Consider the following 24,102-nt stretch of genomic DNA (forward strand, 5'->3'; position numbering starts at 1 on the left):
GACTGCCCCCGCACAATCAGGCAGGAGCACCCTGCTCCTGACTCATACGCATCAGGTAGGTGACGGATTCCAGGATGCGGGCTTTGACCTGGCTGGGGGCGCTTCGATAGAAGGCCTGCCAGGCCTGGCCCCGGTACTGGTTGTAGTCTCCGGCCTGGTCCGGGTACTGCGCGATCCAGTTAAGGCGGACGGCGTGGGAAATGATGACTTCGACAATGATGTGGTCGTCGAGTTCGAGGTCCGGGTTGGCCTGGGCGAACGTCATCAGGCCGAGCAGGGCTTCGATGGTCATCTGCCGGTAAGACGGGCTCTTGATGTGGTTGAACAGCCGTTCGACCAACTGGGCGAATTGCGGTTCGCCGGCCGTCATCTGGTTCAGAATGTGGGATTCCAACCGGGATCTGGAATCGAACCGGTCGCCGAGGACGAGGCCGTGGCACTGTTTGAGCAGGTTCCAGAGGTTCTGGTAAAAGCCTTCGGGCAGGCGCGGCATGACGCCCTGTTGTTCCCGCCATTGCAGCCAGTTACGGGCCGAACCCAGCTCGAACGGTTCTGGGGTGTCGTCCAGAGATACCGTGTGCAGCGTGGTCGGATCGGTTCTCGGGTGCAGGGACTCGGTGACGAAGAGTCGACCGACTTCCTGCGTATAACTGCCGAGGATGTCTCGGATGCGGCTCTGGATCTCGAACGGACTGAGCGCGGCGAGCCGTTCGAAGGCCTGGTCGGGTTCGAGGTGGTCGGCTTCGGCCAGTTGCCCCATGATCAGCATGGCCAGATGGCCGGGGCGGACGGTCATCATGCCCTGGAACAGCTCGGGTTCGCCGCGCATGATCACCGACAGAATGACGAGGATTTCCTGGTTGAGGATGGCCTCGCGCCGGTCGTCGCCGCAATTGGCGTTGATCAGCGCCAGGGTGTCCTTGTTGCCCAGCGGTTCGCGAATGGTGCCCTGGTCGGTGTAGGCACGACCGACAACGATGATGCGCTGCCGCGCGAGGATTTCGGCGACGGCGTCTTCAAGCCCGCCCCAGTATTTGCCGAGCACACCGGCGGCCTTGCGGGTCACACTCCACAAGTGGGCCTCTCCGGCCTTGCGGTAGACCTCTTCGAGCAACACCTTGACGGTGACGCGCGGGGCGATGCCGAGGTCGTCATCCAGACCGTCGGATTCGGCCAGGTCGGTGAGGATGTCGATCTGTTCGTAGAGGTTGGAACTGTTTCTCAACCGGTCGATTTGTGTCTCGCGGCTCTCCTCGGGTTCGAGCAGGGCCATAATGGAAGGCACAACCGGCTGGCTTAGACGGGCGTCGAAGGGCAGCCACTGTTTGCGCCGTCGCGGTACCAGCGACAGGCCTTCGGGCAGGTAGTAGTCGTTCAAGTCATCGATGCGCTCTACCCCCACCTCGTCGAGCAGGCCGAGCAAGGCGCCCGCGCGCACGTCGACATCGCCGCAGCGGCCGTTCATCAATTCACGCACCAGTTCGAACAGGGCCTCGGCATCGCGCGCCCGGGTCATGGGTTCGGTGATGTAGAGCATCATCAGCGGCTGGCCGTCCTGGTCCCAGTGGCGGCTGATGTAGCTCAGTTCGGCCTTGACCTTTTCGCTGAGCAGGCGGTTGTCGGACGCCAGGTAAAAGGTGTCCCGGTTCTGGAACTGAGGCAGAAAGACGCAACTTTCGCCGGCCAGATGATAGAGCTGGGCTGTGGCAAGCGAGCGCGGCCGTCGTTGCGGTCGCCCGGTCAGGCCGAGTCTGCGATTCTGGCCGACGACGTTGAAAACCCGGGCCAACTCAAGTGGCGGCAGAACCCGCACCGGGTCCAGCTCGTCCTGGGTTTCGGCGAACAAGCCTTCGGCCGTGAGCCTTTCCCGCGCGGTTTCATTCTCGGCCAGCACACCGACGATGACCGTCGCCCGGTCCTTGTTGCCGATGCGTGTGTGTCGGCCGCTCGGGTCCAGATCGCTTACGTCGATCACGCCTTCGTGCACCAAGCAGCCCAGGGTGTAGAGCGACTGGGTCCAGACCAAGGGCACGTTGGCGTTCGGCAGGCGCGCCTGGCTGCCGGGATTGGCCTTTTCCGCCTCGATCGAATCGCCAGGGACGAAATAGAGTTCGGGCAGCAGCCAAAGGCCGTCTTTTTCGACCCGCAGGCCGTCGAGGCGTTCCCGGTAGGACTGGGTTTTGTCCTCGTCTCCGGCGAACAGCGCGTCCAGGTAGAGGAAGGCGTAGAACAGCGGCCATTCCGATTCGATGTGTTCGAAATTGCGCAGTTCGTGTTCTTCATAATGCAGGCGATTGTGGTCTTCCAGCGCCGTCTGGTGGCCGTCGCGCAGGAACCGCTTGCAGCCGTAGGGTCCGGCCAGGGTGTTCAGGATGCGGTCGCGCGTTTTGCGCACCAGACTGGATTTCTCCACGGCGAAGGCCGGGTAACCAATGACGGACAGGCAGGCCGCATCGACCTCCTTGGACAGGGATTCGCGCGGCAGCAGGTTTTCAAGCGTCGTGCGGCAGCGGGCGATCTCGTCCGGCACGACATGGATGACGCCGCTCTGACGGCCGTCCGCGAGCACGTTGAGGTCGCGCATGGCCTGCAGCGCCGCTTTGACCATACCGACCGAGGAGGCATTGATCTCCACCCGGCCGTTGTTGATCTTGTTGCCCCGCTCCCAGATGCCGAAATCCGGCGTGCGGTAGCCACGACCGATGTACCAGACCAGATTCTGGACGAAATTGACTTCGTCCTCGGTCTCGATCAGCGCCAGTCCGGAGCGGGTCATTTGCGCCAGCATCAACAGGTAGATCGAGGTGGCGTCGAGCTGCAGGTGACCCCACTTGTGGTCTTCGACCACGACGTCGCCGCTGCTGGTCTCGTACTTGGCATGCAGAGCGTCCATCGGGTTCTGGGTGTACTTGAAGCGCTCGACCTTGTGGGCCTGCTTCATCATGGCCGCCAACAGGCCGCGCATCAGCCGAACCACACTCTGATGCAGATACTCGGTGCGTTCCGGGTTGTGGTCCAGTTTGCGATAACCGAGCCAGAGCCCCCAGACAGCCTGGATGCTGTAGACGTTGTCGCGTACCCAGGCATCGGTGTAGTCGCCGTGGTCGTTGACGTCGGTGCTGGCCGGGAACAAGCCGGTGACCGGATCCTGTCGGCTGAGGATGGTGGCGTTCACCTCCTCGAAATAGTGATCCAGGCGTTCAATGCGGTGTTCGTGGCTGGGTATGGACATCTCGGTGATCTCTTGGCGGATCGGGGATTACAACAAGTCGGGCATTGTAATCGGTTTCTGGTGGTGGACCAGGGGGAGAGGGGTTGGAATTTGGGGGGTTGGGGTCTGCACGGACGGCAGATATCGCTTCGCTCTTCTGCCCTACGATACCCTGCCTGAAATGTAGGGCGGAAGAGCAAAGCGATATCCGCCGAGACAACCCCGACTCACCACTCACTCCAGCCACCCCACTCGGCCCAACCTCTTAACTTTGAACCGACTCACAGGCCTCACGGGCCAACTGCTCGATCCGCCCCCAATCGCCCTGATTCAGCGCATCGGCCGGGACGATCCAGGAACCGCCAACGCACATCACGTTCGGCAACGCCAGGTAGTCCTTGAAGTCCTTCACCGAGATGCCGCCGGTCGGGCAGAAACGCACGTCCGGGAAGGGACCGGCGAAGGCCTTGAGGGCGGACACACCGCCGCTGGCGGCGGCCGGGAAGAATTTGAAGTGGGTGTAGCCCAGTTCCATCGCCTGCATCATCTCGGAGACGCTGGCGACCGCCGGCAGAAACGGCATGTCGAGGCTTTGGCCGGCCTCGAGCAGGCGCGGCGTGGCACCGGGGCTGATGGCGAAGTCGGCGCCGACTTCTTCCAATTGCTTGAGCTGTTCGACCCGGGTCACGGTACCGGCGCCGACGATCACACCGTCGACCTTCTTCATTTCGGCGATGACGTCGATCGCCGCGTCGGTGCGCAACGTCACTTCCAGCACCGTCAGGCCACCGGCTTTCAGCGCCTTGGCCAACGGAATGGCGTCCTCGACGCGGTGCACGGCCAACACCGGCATTACGGGGTAAGCTTGTTGCAGGATGTCCTGAACTTGGTACGTCATGATGTCGATCTCTTCTCTGGAGGAGGGGCACCCGCTTCGGCGCCTTCTCGTCATTAATGCTGTTTGTTGACTCGATGGTTCAGTACGGCGGCCGCGCCCAGCAGACCGGGCTGCTTCGACACCACCACATAGGTCGGGATGTGCTCGACGAAACCGCGCAACCGACCCTTGGCTTCGAACCGGGCCCGGAACTGACTGCTGTGGAAGTAGTCGATGAAGCGCGGGATGATACCGCCGGTGATGTAGAGGCCGCCCTTGGCGCCGAGCGTCAGGGCGACATCGCCGGCGTAGTTGCCGAAGATGGCGCAGAACCGGGCCAGGGCTTCCTCGCAGATCGGGTCCTGCTTGGCCAGGCCCCGACCGGAGATGTCCGGTGCTTTCAGGCTCTCGGTGGCTACGCCGCGCAGATCGCACAGGGCTTCGTAGATGTTCTCCAGGCCCATGCCGCTGCACAGCCGCTCGATCGAGACTCGCTCGTACTTTTTCAACAGGAAGCCGAGGATGTGCATCTCGACCTCGTCGGTCGGCGCGAAATGGGCATGGCCACCTTCGGTTTCCAGCGTCACCGGGCCGGTTTCGCTGAACGCCAACCCGGCCAGACCCAGGCCGGTGCCGGGGCCGGTGACCGCCATCGGCCAGCCGGGCACGGCTTCGCCGGGGCCGACCTTGATCAGGCCGTCGTCACCCAGGTGAGGAATGGAATTGGCCAGGGCGTTGTAATCGTTGATGAACTTCAGGGTCTCGAGTTCGAGCTCGACCCGCAGTTCGCTGACCTTGAACGCCCAGGTGTGGTTGGTCATGGTGATCTGGTCCCGATCGGTCGGGCAGGCGATCGCCATAACGGCATGCCGGGGGCGCTCGTAGTCAGCCGCCGGGCCGGCGAGATAGGCGCGCACGGCGTCGCCGATGGTGTCGTATTCCGCACCGTTCAACGCGGCGACCGCCACCAGCTCGTCTTCCGCCAGGGCCAGGCCGCTGGCCGGGTCAAAGTCCTTCAATGGCGCCAGCGCGAACCGGGCGTTGGTGCCGCCGATGTCGGCGATGAGTCCGTATTGGGCCATGATCAGTCCTCGAAATCTTCAAAACGAAACACGGTCGCGCCCTGCTCCGCCGCGCTGACGGCGTCGCGCATGTGGGCGAACAATTCACGGCCAACGCCAAACTGATTGCCGGACAGGTCGCCCCGCACCAGTTCGCGACGCTCCCATTCTTCGGGGGAAACTTTGATCTCCAGCGTGCCGGCTTCGGCGTCAAGGCGAATGACATCGCCGGGCTGGACTTTGGCCAGCGGGCCACCTTCACTGGCTTCGGGCGACATATGAATCGCCGCCGGCACCTTGCCGGAGGCGCCGCTCATGCGACCGTCGGTCACCAGCGCCACCTTGTAGCCCTTGTCCTGAAGCACTCCCAGCGGCGGCGTCAGTTTATGCAGTTCCGGCATGCCGTTGGCCTTGGGCCCCTGGAAACGGACCACGACGATGCAGTCCTTATCCAGATCGCCGGCCTTGAACGACGCCTGGAGGTCGTGCTGGCTTTCGAAAATGACCGCCGGGGCTTCGATGATCCGCTGCTCCGGTTTGACCGCCGACACCTTGATGACGCCAGTGCCCAGATTGCCTTTCAGGACCTGCAACCCGCCCTGGGGGTTGAAGGGATTGCTGGCCGGACGAACGATGTCTTCGTTCAGCGACTCGCGCGTACCGTCCCGATAGACAATGTCGTCATCGTCGAGGAAGGGTTCATGGGTATACTGGTTCAGCCCTTCGCCCATGATGGTTTTCACATCGTTGTGCAGCAGGCCCGCGTCCAGCAATTCACCCATGACGTAACCCAGGCCACCGGCCGCGTGGAAGTGGTTCACATCGGCCATACCGTTCGGGTACACCTTGGCCAGAGACGGCACGATCTTGGACAGATCGGAGAAGTCATCCCAGGTCAGGACTATGCCCGCGGCACGCGCCATGGCGATCAAATGGATGGTCAGGTTGGTCGACCCACCGGTCGACAGCAAACCGACAATGCCGTTGACGAAGGCCCGTTCGTCCAGAACGTCGAATAACGGGGTATAACGACCGTTTTGCTTGGTGATGCGCACGGCCTGATGGGTCGCTTCCCGGGTCAAGGCATCGCGCATGACGTTGTCGGGGTTGACGAAACTGCTGCCCGGCAGGTGCAGCCCCATGAATTCCATCAACATCTGGTTGGTATTGGCCGTGCCGTAGAAGGTGCAGGTACCGGCGCTGTGATAGGAATCGGACTCGGCCTGCAGCAGCTCATCGCGACCCACCTTGCCCTGGGCGAATTCCTGGCGGATACGCGCCTTCTCGCTGTTGGGCAGACCGGAGGGCATCGGACCGGCCGGTACGAAGACGGTCGGCAGGTAGCCGAAACGCAAGGCGCCGATCACCAGGCCGGGGACGATCTTGTCGCAGACGCCCAGGTACATCGCCGCGTCGAACATGTTGTGCGACAACGCCACACCCGTAGCCATGGCGATGGTATCGCGGCTGAACAGCGACAGTTCCATGCCCGGTTGGCCCTGGGTCACCCCGTCGCACATCGCCGGAGTACCGCCGGCGACCTGGGCCGTGCAGCCCATTTCACGCGCCGCGCTCTTGATGATATTCGGGAAACGTTCATACGGATGATGCGCGCTCAACATGTCGTTGTAGGCCGTTACAATGCCCAGATTGGCCGCATTCATCAGCTTGATGGTGTTCTTTTCCGACTCCGAACAGGCCGCGAAACCGTGCGCCAGGTTACCGCAACTGAGTTGCTTGCGGTCCGGGATGTGCTCGCCCGCATCGCGCATGCGATCCAGATACTTCTGCCGGGACGGACGGCTGCGCTCGATGATGCGTTCCGTTACCCGTAACAAGGTGTCGTTCATGTTTTGACCTCTATGCTTGCCGGGAGGCGCCGTGTAAAACCCCGTTTGCCCCCCTGATGCGTTTAGCGTCCTCTCAACCGGCCCAGTAGACCGAAACCGGGGTCAGTGACTGCTTCAACACCGACCGTACCGGCAACTCCTCCACCGGCCCGTCTTCCAATGCCTGCTGCAGCACCGGCTTTTTGCCGTCGCCGGTCAGGTGCAGCACAATCCACTGGCTGCGCAGAATCCGCTTCAAAGTCAGCGTCATGCGCGGGTGCGGCGCCGTCTTCGGAACCACCGCGCAGCAGTCGGCATGGTGTTTGGTATCCAGCGCCTTATGCAGCGTCTCCGCGCCCGGGAAGAAGGAAGCCGTATGACCGTCCTCGCCCATGCCGAGCAGCGTGACCGTGATTTCCTCCGGCAGGGCGGCCAGCGCCTTGTTCACTTCGACTTCGGCCTCGAACGGCGACTCGGCCGCTGTCTTGTGCGGAATGAAGGTAGCCGCGGCCGCCTTGTTCTGCAGCAAGTGAGTGCGCACCAACTTCTCGTTGCTGTCGTCATGGTCCGGTGCCACCCAACGCTCGTCGACCAGGGTGATGGTCACCTTCGACCAATCCAGGTCCGCCTCACTCAGCGCCTTGAACAGATCCACCGGCGTACGACCCCCGGACACCGCCAGACCGGCCTCGCCCTTGTCTTCGATGGCTTTTTTCAGGCGGGCGATTACCTCACCGGCCAGCTTCTCGGTCAGCGCGTCGCGGCTGTCAAATTCCAAGCGTTCCATAATTCGTGTGAGCCTCTCTTCAATCTTTCATTGTGTCCGGTTTTGTTGGCGGTGGCCTTATTGGGCGGTAATTCTTCCATGGTGGGCGATGCCCACCCTACCCGGCTTCCAGCGGCAGATGTCGCCGAAGGCTCTTCTGCCCTACGTACGGTGCTATCGCTGGCTAGCGTCCGGTGCCGGGTGAGACACTCCAGGGCAGTCGGCAGCAGGGATGCTGCCGCCTAGCTTACATGGACGTATTCACAGCGGCCCAGGAGGGTCTTACCCGGCACCGGACGCGGGTTCCCGACTCGGAAACAACGTGCCAATTCGAACCCGTCCATCAACTGCTCTCGTGCCAACTCCGGCCGTCCCGAGCCACCAGTTCGAATGCCGCCTGCGGCCCCCAACTGCCGGATGGGTAAGCATGCGGGGCTACGGTGGACTGGCGCCAACCGTCCAGAATCGCGTCGGCCCAGACCCAGGCGGCCTCGACTTCGTCACGATGGACGAACAGGGTCGAATTACCGCGAATCACATCCAGAATCAGGCGTTCATAAGCCTCCGGCACCCGCACATCGGCGATGTGGTCCGGCATCGTCAGGTTCAGCGTCACCGGCGTCATCTGCATGCCCTCGCCCAGGCCCGGCAGCTTGTTCATCATGAACAACTGGATCGATTCCTCCGGCTGCAGGCGAATCACCAGCTTGTTGCCGCTCAGGTTGGACCCGTGCGGGAAAATGGAGTGCGGGACATCCTTGAACTGGATGACGATCTCGCTGTAACGCGACGGCAGGCGCTTACCGGTGCGCAGGTAAAACGGCACACCGCGCCAGCGCCAGTTATGAATGTCGGCCCGAATGGCGACAAAGGTCTCGGTCTGGGAATTCGGCTTGCCGCCTTCTTCCTCTTGATAGCCGGGCACCTGCTGGCCACCGATGGTACCGGCGGCGTACTGGGCGCGAACGGTGTTGCGGCGCACCTGTTCGATATCCATCTTCTTCAGCGATTTCAAAACCTTGATCTTCTCGGCGCGCACGGCGTCGGTATCCAGCGACACCGGCACACCCATGGCGACCAGGCACAGCAACTGCAGCAGGTGGTTCTGAATCATGTCGCGCAGGGCGCCCGAGTCGTCGTAGTAACCCCAGCGTCCCTCGACACCGACGGTTTCGGCGACGGTGATCTGGACGTTGTCGATGTGGGCATTGGTCCACACCGGTTCGAACAGGGCGTTGGCGAAGCGCACGGCCAACAGGTTCTGAACCGTTTCCTTGCCCAGGTAGTGATCGATGCGATAGATGTTGTCTTCGGCGAACACCTCGGACACCGCATCGTTAATGACCTTGGACGATTCCAGACTCTTACCGATGGGCTTTTCCAACACCACCCGGCTGTGATCGTTCACCAGGCCGGTCGCGTTCAGATGACGGCTGATTTCACCGAAGAAGTCCGGCGCCGTGGACAGGTAGTAGACGGTGTCCTGGCAGCTGAAGTCCTTGTCGAGTTCGTCGGCGAGCAATTGAAACGTCTCGGGTTCGCGGGCGTTGACCGCCACATAGCTGAGACGGGCGGCGAAACGGTCCCAGACGGCCTCGTCCCATTCATCCCGGTCGATGAACTCGTCCATACCCTGCTTGACCAGGTCGATGTAGCCGTCTCGGCCCAGATCGGTGCGCGACGCGCCGATGACGCGGGTGTTTTCACACAGATAGCCGGCCCGATCGAGGTTGTAGAGCGCGGGCAGCAATTTGCGGATAGCCAGGTCGCCGTTGCCGCCGAAAATAACGACGTTACAGGGGTACTTGGCTGTCAGGTGTTCCATAGAAGACTCCGATACGACGCATGGAAATCAGTGCGAAGCTGTAGTTTTTTTCCAATTTTACGGTACAAAGGTCCAAATGTCGCCTATATTTGTAATTTTACAACACAAACTGGTCATTTGGCACCATAGAACGGCACCCCTGCCGCAATAGAGGCAGTGTAGTGTAAGATAACGACCTTTCGCCGACGGGTTGGATTCCCTACAATCCGCCAGCAATCAACCCCCTAGGATTGTGTACGCATGTCACTGAACATACTGGAGCGCCTCAAATCGAACCCCAGCTGCCTGAGCAAGAGCGAACGCAAGGTGGCCCAGGTGATTCTCGAAGACCCGAACAAAGCCATCCGCTCCAGTATCGCCAGCCTGGCCAAGGCGGCCAACGTATCCGAACCGACGGTGAACCGCTTCTGCCGCAGCCTGGATTGCACCGGATTCCCGGATTTCAAGCTGAAGCTGGCCCAGTGCCTGGCCACCGGCACGCCCTATGTGAACCGCAACGTCGAATCCAGCGACAACGTCGAGGAATACAGCAGCAAGATCTTCGAGGCGACGATGAGCGCCATCTCCGATGCCAAGCGCTCGATCGACCCCAACGCCCTGAGCCGCACCGTCGACGCCCTGGCCCAGGCGCGCCGTATTGAAATCTACGGCCTCGGCGCCTCCGGCAGCGTCGCCATGGACGCCCAGCACAAGTTCTTCCGACTGAATACGCCCTGCGTCGCCTACACCGACGTCCTGCAGCAGCGCATGGCCGCCGCGGCCACCAAGCCGGGCGACGTGGTGATGATCATCTCCAACACCGGCCGCACCATCGCTTTAGTGGAGACCGCCCGCATTGCCCGCGAATCCGGCGCCACGGTGATCACCATCACCCAGCCGCACACCCCGCTGTCCGACGAAAGCCACATCCTGCTCGGCGTCGACAGCCCGGAGAACACCGACATCTATACCCCGATGACGTCGCGCATCGTGCATCTGACCATCATCGATGTCCTGGCCACCGGCGTGATTCTCAAACACGGCCCCGAGTTCCAGAGCCACCTCAAGCGCATCAAGGCCGCCCTGGCCGAGACCCGGTTCAAGTCTCCGGATCAGGAGTGAGGCGCCTCTACCCCGTAGGGCAGAAGAGCGACAGCGAGATCTGCCGTTTTACAAGAGTGCCTGTGGTTATAGGGTTGGCACCGTGTGCGGCTCACGGCAGATATCGCTCCGCTCTTCTGCCCTACCCTCCAACTCCCTGACCTGAATCACCCCAACCCTCCGAAAACCCGTCTACACTGCACCCTGACCAAGCGGTTGAATTGTCTTATCCTGTGCCCAAACGATGTAATAAAACTACAAACAGCTATCTAAAAGCACCAAAAGCTGGCAGAATGGCCCTGTTTTGTTGTATAACTATGAAAGTTAGCTACACCCTGTGACAGACAAATGACCAGGCTGTAGCCCGGAATATCGACGGAACGCACCTACGAACAGATAACGACGTTCCGCACAATCGCCGACTCAGCGATCGAAACTGACGAATACGACGCTCCGGCTGGCCCCGTCACAGTGATCCAGCCGGTTCAACCGTTACGAATTCCCAAGTAAATCCGGCGGTGGTTCGCCCACCGCCCAACAAACGCTAAGGAGCACACCATGTCCAAGATCCGCGTTGCTATCAATGGCTATGGCCGCATCGGCCGGAACGTCCTGAAAGCCCTGTACGAAGCCAAGCAGGCCGGCAATGAGTACCCGATCGAGATCGTCGCGATCAACGACCTGGGTGATTCCAAGACCAACGCCCACCTGACCAAGTACGACACCGTTCACGGCCGTTTCAACGCCGATGTCACCTACGACAACGAAGCGCTGTACGTCAACGGCGACAAGATCGTCACCGTCTCCGAGCGCAACCCGGCCGATCTGCCCTGGGGCGAGTTGAACGTCGATGTGGTCTACGAGTGCACCGGTCTGTTCACCACCAAGGAAGCCGCGAGCAAGCACATTGAAGCCGGCGCCAAGAAAGTCATCATCTCCGCTCCGGGCAAGGAAGTGGACGCGACCGTGGTCTTCGGCGTCAACGACGAAACCATCACCAGCGACATGACCGTCATCTCCAACGCCTCTTGCACCACCAATTGCCTGGCGCCGGTCGCCAAGGTGCTGAACGACACCGTCGGCATCGAGAACGGCCTGATGACCACGATCCACGCCTACACCAACGACCAGCGTCTGAGCGATGTCTACCACTCCGACCTGTACCGTGCCCGTGCCGCCGCCCTGAACATGATCCCGACCAAGACCGGCGCCGCCGCCGCGGTCGGTCTGGTGGTTCCGGAGCTGAACGGCAAGTTCGACGGCATGGCCGTACGCGTTCCGACCGCCAACGTGTCCCTGGTCGACCTGACGTTCACAGCGGGCAAAGACGTTACCGCCGACGAGATCAACCAGTTGATCAAAGACGCCGTCGCCAAAGGTGGCAACCTGGCCAAGGTTCTGGACGTCAACGAAGAGCCGCTGGTCTCCATGGACTTCAACCACAATGCGTACAGCTCGAACTTCGACGCGACTCAAACCCGCGTTCAGGGTCGTCTGGTCAAGGTCATGGCCTGGTACGACAACGAGTGGGGCTTCTCCAACCGCATGCTGGACAACACCGTCGCCCTGATGAACGCCCAGTAAGGCAACGACCTGTTAAAAGCCCGGAATTTTCCGGGCTTTTTCTGTTACAGTCAGCCTGTTGGCCGATACGAAAACAAGAGAACCATCAGACCATGAGACGCACCAAGATCGTCACGACACTGGGTCCAGCGACGGATAAAGACGACGTCCTGGAACAGTTGATTCTGGCCGGCGCCAATGTCGCCCGCCTGAATTTTTCACACGGCAGTGCCGAAGACCACAAACGTCGCGCCGACGCCGTACGGGAAATCGCCGCCAAGCACGGCAAGTACATCGCCATCCTCGGTGACCTCCAGGGTCCCAAAATTCGAATCGCACGTTTCAGGGACGACAAGGTTACGCTGGAAGACGGCCAGACCTTCATCCTGGACGTGGATTACGACAAGACCGCCGGTGACAACACCCGCGTCGGCATCGACTATCCGGCCCTCGCCGAAGACAGTAAGCCGGGCGATGTGTACCTGCTCGACGACGGCCGCGTCAAAGTACGCGTCGAGAAAGTCGAAGGCAGCGAAGTGCACACCACCGTTACGCAGGGCGGCCCCTTGTCCAACAACAAGGGCATCAACAAGCTCGGGGGTGGCCTGTCCGCCAAGGCGCTGACCGAAAAGGACAAGGAAGACATCAAGACCGCCGCCGAAATCGGCGTCGACTACATTGCTGTCTCCTTCCCGCGCAGCGCGGAAGACATGAACGAAGCCCGCCAGTTGCTGGCCGCCGCCGGCGCCACCGCCGAGCTGGTCGCCAAACTGGAACGCGCCGAAGCCACGCTGGACCACGACAACCTGGACCGGATCATCCTGGCTTCCGACGTGGTCATGGTCGCCCGGGGCGACCTGGGCGTCGAAATCGGCGACCCGGCCCTGATCAGCGTGCAGAAGCACATCATCAAGCGGGCTCGTACTCTGGATCGGGTCGTCATCACCGCGACCCAGATGATGGAGTCGATGATCGACAACCCGTTCCCGACGCGGGCCGAAGTGTTCGACGTCGCGAACGCCGTACTCGACGGCACCGATGCCGTCATGTGTTCCGCCGAAACCGCCGCCGGCGCCTACCCGGTCGAGACGGTCAAGGCGATGCACGATGTCTGCCTGGGCGCGGAAAAACACCCGCTGACCACCCAGTCGCGTCACCGCGTGAACACCGAGTTCAAGCGCATCGACGAGACCATCGCCATGTCCGTCATGTACTCGGCGAACCACCTCAAGGGTGTCAAGGCGATCATCGCATTGACCGAGTCCGGTTCGACGCCGCGCTGGATGTCGCGCATTTCCTCCGGCATGCCGATCTACGCGATGACACGCCAGGAAGCGACGCAGCGTCGGGTCGCGTTGTATCGCGGTGTCGAGGCTATTCCCTTCGACGTATCCGCTGTTCCGAACGATCAGATCAACCGTCTGGCGGTGGATGAACTGAAACAACGCAACATCGTCAAGGACGGTGACCTGGTCCTGCTGAGTTACGGCGACCACCAGGGCGTTCATGGTGGTACCAACACCCTTAAGATTGTCAGCGTGGGGAATATCCTGTAAAAAGACGCCCGACAATTTGAAACGTAAAAAACGGCAGCCTTGTGGCTGCCGTTTGCCGTTCTGGGACTGAAAAAAAGCGAAATTTCGCCAGAACGCGACGACACGCTAACACTGAAAATTCAGCTACAGTGTCGAGACCGAGTTTACCGTTGGCCGGCACCCGAGTGCCGGCCGGCACCCAAAACGAATCTGCCCATTTGATGATTCAACCCATAGGGGAAGAGGTCTGAACTTTATGGAACACGATATCGATCCCATTGAAACGCAGGAATGGTTGGATGCCCTGGCCTCCGTCATGCGCGAAGAAGGCTCCGACCGCGCGCAATTCCTGTTGAAGCGGCTGTCCGACAATGTCACCAAGTCCGGCCCGGACGTTCCGTTTGCATTGAACACGCCGTTCCGCAACACCATCCCGCTGGATGAGGAACCCAAGTACCCCGGCGACAACGCCATGGAGCGTAAAATCCGCGCCATGATCCGCTGGAACGCTGTCGCCATGGTGGTGCGCGCCAACAAGAGCGGCGACGACCTGGGCGGCCACATTTCCAGCTTCCAGTCCTCGGCGACCCTGTATGACATGGGCTTCAACCATTTCTGGCGTGCGCCGACCGAAACGCACCCGGGCGACCTGGTCTATTTTCAGGGCCACATTTCCCCAGGCATTTACGCCCGTTCCTTCGTGGAAGGCCGCCTGAGCGAAGAACAGCTCGACAACTTCCGTCGCGAAGTCGACGGCAAGGGCCTGTCCTCCTACCCGCACCCCTGGTTGATGCCGGACTACTGGCAATTCCCGACCGTCTCCATGGGTCTCGGTCCGATCCAGGCCATCTACCAGGCGCACGTCATGCGCTACATGGAAAACCGCGGCCAGATCGAAAAAGGCGGTCGTGTCTGGGCGTTCCTGGGCGACGGTGAGTGTGACGAACCGGAGTCCCTGGGCGCCATTTCCCTCGCCGGTCGTGAGCATCTCGACAACCTGAACTTCGTCATCAACTGCAACCTGCAGCGTCTGGACGGTCCGGTCCGGGGTAACGGCAAGATCATTCAGGAACTCGAAGGCGTGTTCCGCGGTGCCGGCTGGAACGTGGTCAAGGTCGTTTGGGGCCGCCATTGGGACCAGCTGTTCGCCAAAGACGACAAGGGCCTGTTGCAGAAGCGCATGGACGAAGTGGTCGACGGCGAACTGCAGGCGTTCAAATCGCACGGCGGTGCCTACACCCGTGAACACTTCTTCGGCAAGTACCCGGAACTGGCCGAGATGGTCAAAGACTTCAGCGACGACGACATCTACCGTCTGAATCGCGGCGGTCACGACCCGTACAAAGTTTTCGCCGCCTTCCAGCGCGCCGTCAGCGACAACAACGGTCAGCCGACCGTTATTCTGGCGCACACCGTCAAGGGCTATGGCCTGGAAGCGGGCGAAGCGAAAAACGCCAGCCACCAGTTGAAGAAACTGGACGTGGACGACCTGAAAGCCTTCCGCGATTCCTGCGGTGTACCGATCGCCGACGAAGACCTGGAAAACGGCAAGATTCCGTTCTACCGTCCGGATGAAAACAGCCCGGAAATGCAGTACATCCGCAAGCATCGCAACGATCTGGGTGGCTACATTCCGATGCGCCGCGAAAAGGCCGACGAGACACTGAAAGTGCCGTCACTGGAGTCGTTCGAGTCCCTGACCAAGGACAGTGGCGATCGTCAGATCTCCACCACCATGGCGTTTGTCCGCATGATCTCCAACCTGTTGAAGGACAAGGAAATCGGCGATCGCATCGTACCTATCGTGCCCGACGAAGCACGCACCTTCGGTATGGAAGGCCTGTTCCGTCAGTACGGCATCTACTCGCCCAACGGCCAGCTCTATATCCCCCAGGATAAGGGCCAGGTCATGTGGTACAAAGAGGACGTCAAAGGCCAGATCCTGCAGGAAGGCATCAACGAATCCGGCGCCTTCAGCTCCTGGTTGGCGGCGGCCACGTCGTACAGCACGTACAACAAGCAGCTGATTCCGTTCTACATTTTCTATTCCATGTTCGGTTTCCAGCGCGTGGGCGACTTGTCCTGGGCGGCCGGAGACTTGCAGGCGCGCGGCTTCCTGATCGGTGCCACCTCCGGCCGGACCACGCTGAACGGTGAAGGCCTGCAGCACCAGGACGGCCACAGCCATGTCCTGGCCGGCACCATCCCGAACTGCGTGACCTACGATTGCTCCTACGGCTACGAACTGGTCACCATCGTTCAGGACGGCATGAAGCGTATGGTCGAAGACGAAGAGAACGTCTTCTACTACATCACCACGCTGAACGAAAACTACCAGCACCCCGGCCTGGAAGAACACATGGTCGAGGGCATCAAGAAAGGTTTCTACCTGCTGGAAGACGGCGTCAAGAAAGGCAAGAAAGCCGTTCAGTTGTTCGGTTCCGGCTCCATCATGCAGGAAGTGCGTGCCGCGGCCGAATTGCTGCGTGACGACTTCGGCGTTCAGGCCGATGTCTGGTCCGTGACCAGCTACAACGAACTGACCCGTGACGGCCTGGATGTCGACCGCTGGAACATGTTGCACCCGGAAGAGAAACCGCGTGTCTCCTACGTCACCCAACAGCTTGAAAAACGTCGCGGTCCGGTCATCGCCGCCAGCGACTATGTGAAGAATTACGCGAACCAGATCCGCAAGTGGGTTCCGCAGCCTTACTATGTGCTCGGCACCGACGGCTTCGGCCGCAGTGACTCCCGCGCCCAACTGCGCCACTTCTTCGAAGTGAACCGTTACTGGGTCGTTGTCGCCGCTCTGAAGGCATTGGCCGACGAGGGCTCCATCGAGGCGAAAGAGGTCAACCAGGCAATCAAGAAGTTCAACCTGGACCCGAACAAACCCAACCCGGTGACTGCGTAATTTGGGCAGCGGATACGAGCGGATTTAGGAGTCATACATGGCAACTGAAATCATAAAAGTTCCCGATCTGGGAATGGATTCGGCCTCGGTCATTGAGGTAAGCGTCAAAGAAGGCGACACCATCGCTGAAGAAGACACTCTCATTGTGCTGGAGTCCGACAAGGCATCGATGGACGTCCCGTCGCCCAAAGCCGGTAAGGTCACCCAGATCAAGGTGAGTGAAGGCGAATCTCTGGCCGAGGGCGATGAAATACTGTACCTCGAAGTCGAAGGCGCCTCGGGCGATGCCGACGAATCCGACGACGCGCCGCAGGAAGAGACCGCGGAACCGTCTCAGGCGGCGGCTTCGGCTTCCGGTGGCAGCGTCGAGGAAGTCAAAGTACCGGATATCGGCATGGACAATGCAACCATTGTCGAGATCAATGTCAAAGTCGGTGACACCATCGCCGAGGAAGACCCGATCGTGACACTGGAATCGGACAAGGCCAGCATGGAGGTCCCGTCCGACAAGGCCGGTGAAGTCGTCTCCATCCAGGTGAAGGAAGGCGATTCGATCTCCGAAGGGTCGGTACTGATCGAAGTGAAAACCGGCGCTGGCGGCGGCGACACGGCGGAAGCGTCCAAGCCCTCAGACAGCGCACCCAAGTCCAAGGGTGGCGGCGAGTCGGTGAAGACGGTCAATACGCCGGACCTCGGCGATGCCTCCGATGTCGACGTGATCGAAGTCAACGTCAAGCCTGGCGATACCTTGAACGTGGACGACCCGATCTGCGTGCTGGAAACCGACAAAGCCAGCATGGAAGTGCCGGCCACCGAAGCCGGTGAAGTCGTCGAGGTGTTGATCAACACCGGTGACAAAGTCAGCGAAGGCATGCCCTTGCTGAAACTGAAAGTCAGCGGTGGATCGGACGCCGAATCGGAAGAGAAAGCGGCCTCCGAAAAACCGGCACCGGCTGAAACTCCGGCGCCCAAGGCGGCGACTCAGGAGCAGGCCCCGAGCCTCGCGAATGCCTACGATGACGCGCCGACGCAACCGTCCAAACCGGTTCACGCCGGTCCGGCGGTACGCAAGCTGGCGCGTGAATTCGGCGTCGACCTGGCGCTGGTGCCGGGCAGCGGTCCCAAAGGCCGGATCGTCAAAGACGATGTGGCGGGCTACGTGAAGAAGCGGTTGCAGGAACCAACCAAGGCGGCCGCTGGCGCGGGCATTCCGGAAATCCCGGATCAGGACTTCAGCAAGTTCGGCGAGGTCGAGATCAAGGATCTGAACCGGATCCAGCAGATCACGGCACAGAACATGGCGCGCAACTGGCTGAACATTCCGCACGTCACTCAGTTCGACGAGGCGGATGTGACCGATACCGAGGCGTTCCGTCAGTCGCTGAAACCGCAGATGGAAAAGCGCGGCGTGAAGATCAGCCCGCTGGCGTTTATCGTGAAGGCGGCCGCATCGGCACTGGAGGAATTCCCGCAGTTCAATGTGTCATTGATGGCCGATGGCAAGCGTCTGGTCCAGAAGCATTATGTGAACATCGGGCTGGCGGTGGATACGCCGAACGGTTTGATCGTGCCGGTGATTCGCGATGCGGACAAGAAGTCGATCTGGCAGATCGCGGAAGAGATCATCGATTACGCGAAGCGCGGTCGTGATGGCAAGGTGAAGTCGGATGAGATGAAAGGCGGATGCTTTACGGTATCCAGCCTGGGCGGTCTCGGCGGCACGGCCTTCACGCCGATCGTGAATGCGCCGGAGGTGGCGATCCTCGGTGTCTCCAAGAACCAGGTGAAACCGCACTGGACCGGCAGCGAGTTCGTGCCACGCACGTTCACGCCGCTGTCTCTGTCGTACGATCACCGCGCGGTCAACGGCGCCGATGCGGCGAAGTTCACCACCTACCTCTGTGAGGTGTTGACCGATATCCGTCGGTTGGTCTTGTGATCATTTAAAGACTGAGCTTCTTAAGAAAACCCGGCTTCGCGCCGGGTTTTTTATGGAGTGGGATTTGTGCCCGGGTCCGCACCAGGGGTGGGGGTAGACCTATCCAGGGTCGCCGTGTATACGTCCATGTAGGCTAGACCGCAGCATCCATGCTGCGCACTTCCCTAGATAGGTCTACCCCCACCCCAGGCGCTGACTTCGTAGGGTGGGCACTGCCCACCACTTAAACGTGGCACGGATCACACCACCGTCCTTGAATGACTCATTACTAACGGAATTCCATCACTCGGATAACCACATCCACCGCTACGTTAATCTCCTCCAACATCGCCACCCGCTCCAACCCCTCCTTCGGTGCCCGATACCCATGCGGTGTCATCGACAACACGTCCTGAATATTGTCCTGCCCCTCGATGGACACGACTTCGCGAATGCGCTCCTCACTCACCGCTTCAAATCCTTCCGGCACACTCTGTTCCAATGATCGACTGTCTCGAACCTCCGAATACAAAACCGCTCGCAATTCCCGCAAATGATCCGCACCGGGATCGACCTGAATCAATCGGCCACCGGGTTTTAACACACGAGAAAACTCCGAATACACCGGGAACCCGAACATACACAACACACGGTCCAGGCTGTCGCTTTGCACCGGTAAATGGGCGTTGGTGCCAACCACCCAGGTGGTGTTGCTGTCCTGCTTGGCGGCGGCCAGTACGGCCCATTTGGAGACGTCGAGCCCCATCAGTTCGAGGGGTTGATCGGTCGGTGATTGCTCGGCCAGCTGCCGCAGGTAGTAGCCTTCTCCGCAACCGGCATCGAGGCAGGCCAAAGGCTGTTCGGAAGGATGGTCTTTCAGGGTGGTTTGGGTAACGGCTGTCGCTATCGCCTGGTAGTAGCCGCCGTTCAGGAAGCGCTTGCGGGCCTGGACCATGGCTTTGCTGTCGCCGGGATCCCGCGAGCGCTTGTGCTGGACCGGTAGCAGGTGGGTATAGCCCTGGCGGGCGATGTCGTAGCTGTGGCCGTGGGAGCAGGTCCAGCGGTTGTCGTCTCGGGTGAGGGGTTGGCTGTCCAGTGGGCAGGCGAGTCGGTCGAAGGGGGTGTGCGGCATGGTGCTTCCTGTGGTGCGGTGTCGGGCGGGCGGGATTCGGCGCCTGTGAAATGCAACATCACGTCGCTACCCTGAGTGCGTTACCATGAGGTTTTGAATCCTGCCTGGCGGCACAGAGTAGAGGAATTTCGGATGCATATCACGGTGTTTTGCGGCTCCAAAACGGGAAAAGACCCCCGATTCATGGCGCTGGCACGGTCTTTGGGCGAGCAGATGGCGGCGCGCGGTCATCATCTGGTCTATGGCGGTGCCCAGGTCGGTTTGATGGGGGCGGTGGCGGACGCGGTGCTGGCCGGCGGTGGCGAGGTGCTGGGTGCCCTGCCCCGGGCGTTGCAGAAGAAGGAGGTGGCGCACCCGAACCTGACGCGGTTGGAAATCGTGGAGACGATGCACGATCGCAAGGCGATCATGTCGAACGCGGCCGAGGCGTTCGTGGCGTTGCCGGGAGGACCGGGGACGATGGAGGAGCTGTTCGAGGTGTGGACCTGGAAGATGCTGGGCTACCATAAAAAACCGGTGGCGCTGCTGAACCCGCACGGTTATTACGATCCGCTGATCACGATGATCGAACGCATGACGGCGGAGGAATTCGCCTGGTCGGATCTGACCGAGAGCCTGGTCATGGCGACCGACATCACTGAGCTGCTGGATCGGTTGGAAGCCGAGGTGGAGCCTCGTTCGTGAAGCTGTCCTACGTTCGTTTGCATCAGGCCTTGCTGGTGCTGAGCTTGCTGCTGGCCGTACCGGCGGCGTTCATCGCCGACCGCCCCCAACCCTGGTGGGGCGTTATTGTGGCGGCGCTGCCGATGGCGTTGCATTTTACCGTGCGGTTGTCGTTCAAGGCGGGGCCGAGGAAACGTTGGTTGATGCCGCAACAGGTGTTTACGCTGGGTGGTTTGGGGCTGACCATCAATCCCGAGGTGATTGAGCAGCCGTCCTGGTTGGCGACCGCGTTGGCGACAGCCTTGGTGGTGGCCCTGTATGTGTATTTGTTCAAAGTGTGGCGTGTGGGACCGCCGGAGGAATAGTTTCCCCCGGCGAAAGCGTCTACCTCAGCAACAGCAGCGGCTGGTTGGCGCCCAGCAGTACCTTGGCGGTCAGGCTGCCGAGCACCAGTTCGCGCAGCCGTGTGTGACTGAAGGCGCCCATCAGGGTCAGGTCGATGTTGTGTTCGGCCTGGTAGCGGCACAGTTCGTCGCTGGGGCGGCCGTCCAGGGTGACGGCGGTGACGTCGTGACCGGCGTTTTGCAGCTTTTCGGTCGCAGCGTGTTGCAGTTTGCCGGCGGTGCCGGGGTCTTCACCGACCGTGACCAGGTGCACCGGAATGCCTTTGAACAGCGGGCTTCGCGCCAGCATCTCCAGTGCCTTGCCGGAGGCGTCGCTGCCGTCGTAGGCGAGCATGATACGCTCGGGCTCCTTGAAGTCGCTGTTCACGACCAGGATGGGTTTGTGTAGGGCCCGGACGGTGCTTTCCAGATGAGCCCCGAGGTGATGGTTGTCGCGCTCGTGGTCTTCGCCACGAATGCCCAGCACCAGCACCCGGATGTCGTCTTCCATTTCGATCAGGGATTCGGTCAGGCTGCCGTGGCGTTGCTTGACGATGGGGTGTTCGATGCCGGCCGCCACCGCCCGTTCGCGCGCGGTTTCAAGCATTAACTTACCCTGCTCGAGCAGCAGTTTGCTGCGCTGCTCCTCGATTTCGGTCAATTCCTTCATCAGCAGTTCGCGACTGCCCATGCCGATGGCGCCGGTCAGGTCCATGGTCGTGGCGCTGGCCTGGTGCTCGATGTTGTGCAACAGCTTCAACGGCGCACCGGTGCGCCGGCTGATCCAGGCCGCGTAATCGCACACGGACTGGCTGTAGCGGGAGCCGTCGATGCAGGCCAATACTTTATTCTCGTTGTCGGTCATCAGTGGCCTCCCAGGACTTTTTCGATTTCTTCGGGTTTATCGTGTACGCCAAAGCGGTCCACGATGGTCTCGCTGGCTTCGTTGAGGCCGATGATGTCGACCTTGGCACCTTCCCGGCGGAACTTGATCACCGCTTTGTCCAGTGCGCCCACGGCGGTGATGTCCCAGAAGTGAGCTCGGGTGAGATCAATCACAACATGATCGACGGCTTCTTTGAAGTCGAACGAGGCCAGAAACTTCTCGGATGAGGTGAAAAACACCTGGCCGATCACTTTGTAGGTGCGCGTTTCCTCGGAGTCGTCGAACTCGCTGCTCACATACATGAAATGCCCCACCTTGTTGGCGAAGAAAAGCGCCGCCAGCAAAACACCCGCGACCACACCATAGGCCAGATTGTGAGTCCAGACCACAACCACGACAGTGACTACCATAACTATATTAGTCGACAACGGGTGTTCTTTCAGATCTTTGATCGATCCCCAGTTAAAGGTACCGATGGACACCATGATCATCACCGCGACCAGAGCGGCCATGGGGATCATCGACACCCAGTCGTTCAGGAACACGACCATCAACAACAGCACCACACCGGCGATCAGGGTCGACAAGCGGCCACGGCCGCCCGATTTCACGTTGATGACCGACTGACCGATCATCGCACAACCCGCCATACCGCCGAGGAATCCGGCGCCGATGTTGGCCACGCCCTGGGCCTTGCATTCACGGTTCTTGTCGCTCGGGGTATCGGTCAGGTCGTCGACAATGGTGGCGGTCATCAGGGATTCGAGCAGGCCGACCATGGCCAGCGGAATCGAATACGGTAGGATGATCGCCAGTGTTTCCAGGTTCAACGGAACATCCGGCAACAGGAAGATCGGCAGGGCGTCGGGCAGTTCACCCAGATCGCCCACGGTCCGAATATCCAGCCCCAGGAATACGGAAACGGCGGTCAGCAACAGAATGGCAACCAAGGGTGAAGGAATGGTTTTGTTGATCAGCGGGAAGAGATAGATGATACCGAGCCCCGCTGCGGTCACGGCATATACGTGCCAGGTGACGTTGATCAATTCCGGCAGTTGCGCCATGAAAATCAGAATGGCCAGTGCGTTAACGAAACCGGTGACCACCGAACGGGAGACAAAGCGCATCAGTTCGCCCAGTCTCAGGTAGCCGGCGATGATTTGCAGCACCCCGGTCAGCAGGGTTGCCGCCAGCAAATACTGCAGGCCGTGCTCTTTCACCAGCGTGACCATCAGTAACGCCATGGCGCCCGTGGCGGCGGAAATCATGCCCGGACGACCGCCGGTGAAAGCGGTGATCACCGCGATGCAGAAGGAGGCGTACAGGCCCACTTTAGGGTCCACACCCGCGATGATGGAGAAAGCGATGGCCTCGGGGATGAGCGCCAGCGCGACGACGATACCGGCGAGCAAGTCGCCACGAATGTTCCCGATCCAGTCGTTTCGGGTCGATGATAAAAGCATTCCAAACCTCTCTGAGCCCGTTGAATGCGTCTCCCTGTTCCGGTCGTATGCCAGGGCCGGTGAGGCCTGGCCGTGCCGCCTTGCCTCACACTCGTTTCAAATTTTCAGTATTGGCCGTAGCCTGGGGAAGTCAGCTGTGCAGAACCGCACATAGATGGGAAAACGCTGAAAAACGGCGCGAATAGTACCTTTTCGTTCTAAAACTACAAGCGTTTTTCTGTGACAATTGGCAACAAGACAGCCCCAGGAACCCGAGGAGCACCGCCTGAAACCCATGTTCGAACAGATCGATTCCCAGCCGACCGACATCGGTGAAATCACCCTCAGACGGCGCCGGATCCCCGATCTGACCTCGAACGACATCTACGAGATCAAGCTCGATGAGGAATTTCTGATGTCGAGCCTGTTCGTGACCGCCGAGGAAGCGCTGGCGGATCTCGGCATTCAGGCCGCGACCGGCGACCGGTTGAAGGTAGTGGTCGGCGGACTGGGGCTCGGCCATACCACCGCTACGGCGCTCCAGTCCGATCGGGTCGAATCCCTCTGGGTGGTGGAACTGCTGCAGCCGGTGATCGACTGGCACCGGGATGAAAAAGTCCCGCTCGGGGCGGTTTTCAATCAGGATGCACGTTGCCGGTTCGTTCAGGGCAGTTTCTTCGAGTTGGCCCAGGGCAGGCCACACGGACTGGTCGCCGAATTGCCGCCCGCCTCGCTCGATGCCATTTTGCTCGACATCGACCATTCACCCGGCGACGTCCTGTTCGCGAGCAACAGCGGCTTTTACGAACCCCAATCGCTGCAAGCGATGGCCCGCCAACTGACCCCGGACGGCGTGTTCGCCATGTGGTCCAACGACCCGCCGGACGCGGCTTTTCAGGATTTGTTGACCGAGGTGTTTCAGGACGTCACACCGCACACGGTGAGGTTCTACAACCCGTTCATGAACGCCGAGTCGTCCAGCACGGTCTACGTGGCCAAAGGCGTTCGCCCCTAACC

Annotated in this window: 17 protein-coding genes; 8 read left to right on the forward strand and 9 right to left on the reverse strand. The window is 60.7% G+C overall.

All coding sequences use genetic code 11. The features are described from left to right. Positions 1–16: 16 nt before the first annotated feature. From IE111_RS01220 to zwf, 6 genes are all read right to left on the reverse strand, one after another. The gene (locus IE111_RS01220) at positions 17–3,232 is read right to left on the reverse strand and encodes a phosphorylase b kinase regulatory subunit alpha/beta (protein ID WP_189606670.1); all 3,216 of its coding nucleotides are present in this window, start codon (positions 3,230–3,232) and stop codon (positions 17–19) included. Between the two features lie 244 nt (positions 3,233–3,476). Continuing rightward, on the reverse strand, positions 3,477–4,109 hold the full coding sequence (locus tag IE111_RS01225) for a bifunctional 4-hydroxy-2-oxoglutarate aldolase/2-dehydro-3-deoxy-phosphogluconate aldolase (protein WP_189606671.1): 633 nt from the start codon (positions 4,107–4,109) through the stop codon (positions 3,477–3,479). A 53-nt stretch (positions 4,110–4,162) separates the two neighbouring features. Then, positions 4,163–5,170: a glucokinase gene (gene glk, locus IE111_RS01230; RefSeq protein ID WP_189606672.1), complete on the reverse strand. Its 1,008-nt coding sequence runs from the start codon at positions 5,168–5,170 to the stop codon at positions 4,163–4,165. Positions 5,171–5,172: 2 nt separating this feature from the next. After that, positions 5,173–6,999, reverse strand: a complete 1,827-nt coding sequence (gene edd / locus IE111_RS01235; protein ID WP_189606673.1) for a phosphogluconate dehydratase — start codon at positions 6,997–6,999, stop codon at positions 5,173–5,175. 73 nt (positions 7,000–7,072) lie between these two features. Next, the gene (pgl, locus tag IE111_RS01240; RefSeq protein WP_189606674.1) at positions 7,073–7,765 is read right to left on the reverse strand and encodes a 6-phosphogluconolactonase; all 693 of its coding nucleotides are present in this window, start codon (positions 7,763–7,765) and stop codon (positions 7,073–7,075) included. A gap of 322 nt (positions 7,766–8,087) precedes the next feature. Continuing rightward, positions 8,088–9,569: a glucose-6-phosphate dehydrogenase gene (gene zwf, locus IE111_RS01245; RefSeq protein ID WP_189606675.1), complete on the reverse strand. Its 1,482-nt coding sequence runs from the start codon at positions 9,567–9,569 to the stop codon at positions 8,088–8,090. 240 nt (positions 9,570–9,809) lie between these two features. On the opposite strand from zwf, the gene hexR reads away from it, so the two are divergent. From hexR to aceF, 5 genes are all read left to right on the forward strand, one after another. Then, positions 9,810–10,670 (forward strand): transcriptional regulator HexR, encoded by an 861-nt coding sequence (hexR, locus tag IE111_RS01250; protein ID WP_308427478.1) that lies wholly within the window; start codon positions 9,810–9,812, stop codon positions 10,668–10,670. A gap of 537 nt (positions 10,671–11,207) precedes the next feature. Then, positions 11,208–12,233, forward strand: coding sequence for a type I glyceraldehyde-3-phosphate dehydrogenase (gene gap, locus IE111_RS01255; protein ID WP_189606676.1), 1,026 nt, complete (start codon positions 11,208–11,210; stop codon positions 12,231–12,233). Between the two features lie 92 nt (positions 12,234–12,325). Further along, positions 12,326–13,768 carry a pyruvate kinase gene (gene pyk, locus IE111_RS01260; protein WP_189606677.1) on the forward strand — a complete coding sequence of 481 codons (1,443 nt, stop codon included), beginning with the start codon at positions 12,326–12,328 and terminating at the stop codon, positions 13,766–13,768. 235 nt (positions 13,769–14,003) lie between these two features. Next, positions 14,004–16,661 (forward strand): pyruvate dehydrogenase (acetyl-transferring), homodimeric type, encoded by a 2,658-nt coding sequence (gene aceE / locus IE111_RS01265; protein WP_189606678.1) that lies wholly within the window; start codon positions 14,004–14,006, stop codon positions 16,659–16,661. A 37-nt stretch (positions 16,662–16,698) separates the two neighbouring features. Beyond that, positions 16,699–18,600: a pyruvate dehydrogenase complex dihydrolipoyllysine-residue acetyltransferase gene (gene aceF / locus IE111_RS01270; RefSeq protein WP_189606679.1), complete on the forward strand. Its 1,902-nt coding sequence runs from the start codon at positions 16,699–16,701 to the stop codon at positions 18,598–18,600. A 268-nt stretch (positions 18,601–18,868) separates the two neighbouring features. Here the strand turns inward: aceF and IE111_RS01275 are convergent, their stop codons facing one another. Next, positions 18,869–19,711, reverse strand: a complete 843-nt coding sequence (locus IE111_RS01275; protein ID WP_189606680.1) for a putative RNA methyltransferase — start codon at positions 19,709–19,711, stop codon at positions 18,869–18,871. Positions 19,712–19,843: 132 nt separating this feature from the next. On the opposite strand from IE111_RS01275, the gene IE111_RS01280 reads away from it, so the two are divergent. Continuing rightward, a complete protein-coding gene (locus IE111_RS01280) occupies positions 19,844–20,395 on the forward strand; it encodes an LOG family protein (protein WP_189606681.1) in 552 nt (183 codons plus the stop codon). Further along, the gene (locus IE111_RS01285) at positions 20,392–20,739 is read left to right on the forward strand and encodes a hypothetical protein (RefSeq protein ID WP_189606682.1); all 348 of its coding nucleotides are present in this window, start codon (positions 20,392–20,394) and stop codon (positions 20,737–20,739) included. Before IE111_RS01280 ends, IE111_RS01285 begins: the two co-directional genes overlap by 4 nt. Before the next feature lie 19 nt (positions 20,740–20,758). Here the strand turns inward: IE111_RS01285 and IE111_RS01290 are convergent, their stop codons facing one another. Both IE111_RS01290 and IE111_RS01295 read right to left on the reverse strand, forming a co-directional pair. Then, positions 20,759–21,622: a universal stress protein gene (locus IE111_RS01290; RefSeq protein ID WP_189606683.1), complete on the reverse strand. Its 864-nt coding sequence runs from the start codon at positions 21,620–21,622 to the stop codon at positions 20,759–20,761. Further along, a complete protein-coding gene (locus IE111_RS01295; protein WP_189606684.1) occupies positions 21,622–23,106 on the reverse strand; it encodes a SulP family inorganic anion transporter in 1,485 nt (494 codons plus the stop codon). Before IE111_RS01295 ends, IE111_RS01290 begins: the two co-directional genes overlap by 1 nt. Before the next feature lie 274 nt (positions 23,107–23,380). Here IE111_RS01295 and IE111_RS01300 point away from each other — a divergent pair, with 274 nt between their 5' ends. Then, positions 23,381–24,100 carry a polyamine aminopropyltransferase gene (locus tag IE111_RS01300; protein WP_229805088.1) on the forward strand — a complete coding sequence of 240 codons (720 nt, stop codon included), beginning with the start codon at positions 23,381–23,383 and terminating at the stop codon, positions 24,098–24,100. Positions 24,101–24,102: the final 2 nt, after the last annotated feature.

It is taken from the genome of Saccharospirillum salsuginis (assembly GCF_014651855.1).
Lineage (GTDB): Bacteria > Pseudomonadota > Gammaproteobacteria > Pseudomonadales > Natronospirillaceae > Saccharospirillum > Saccharospirillum salsuginis.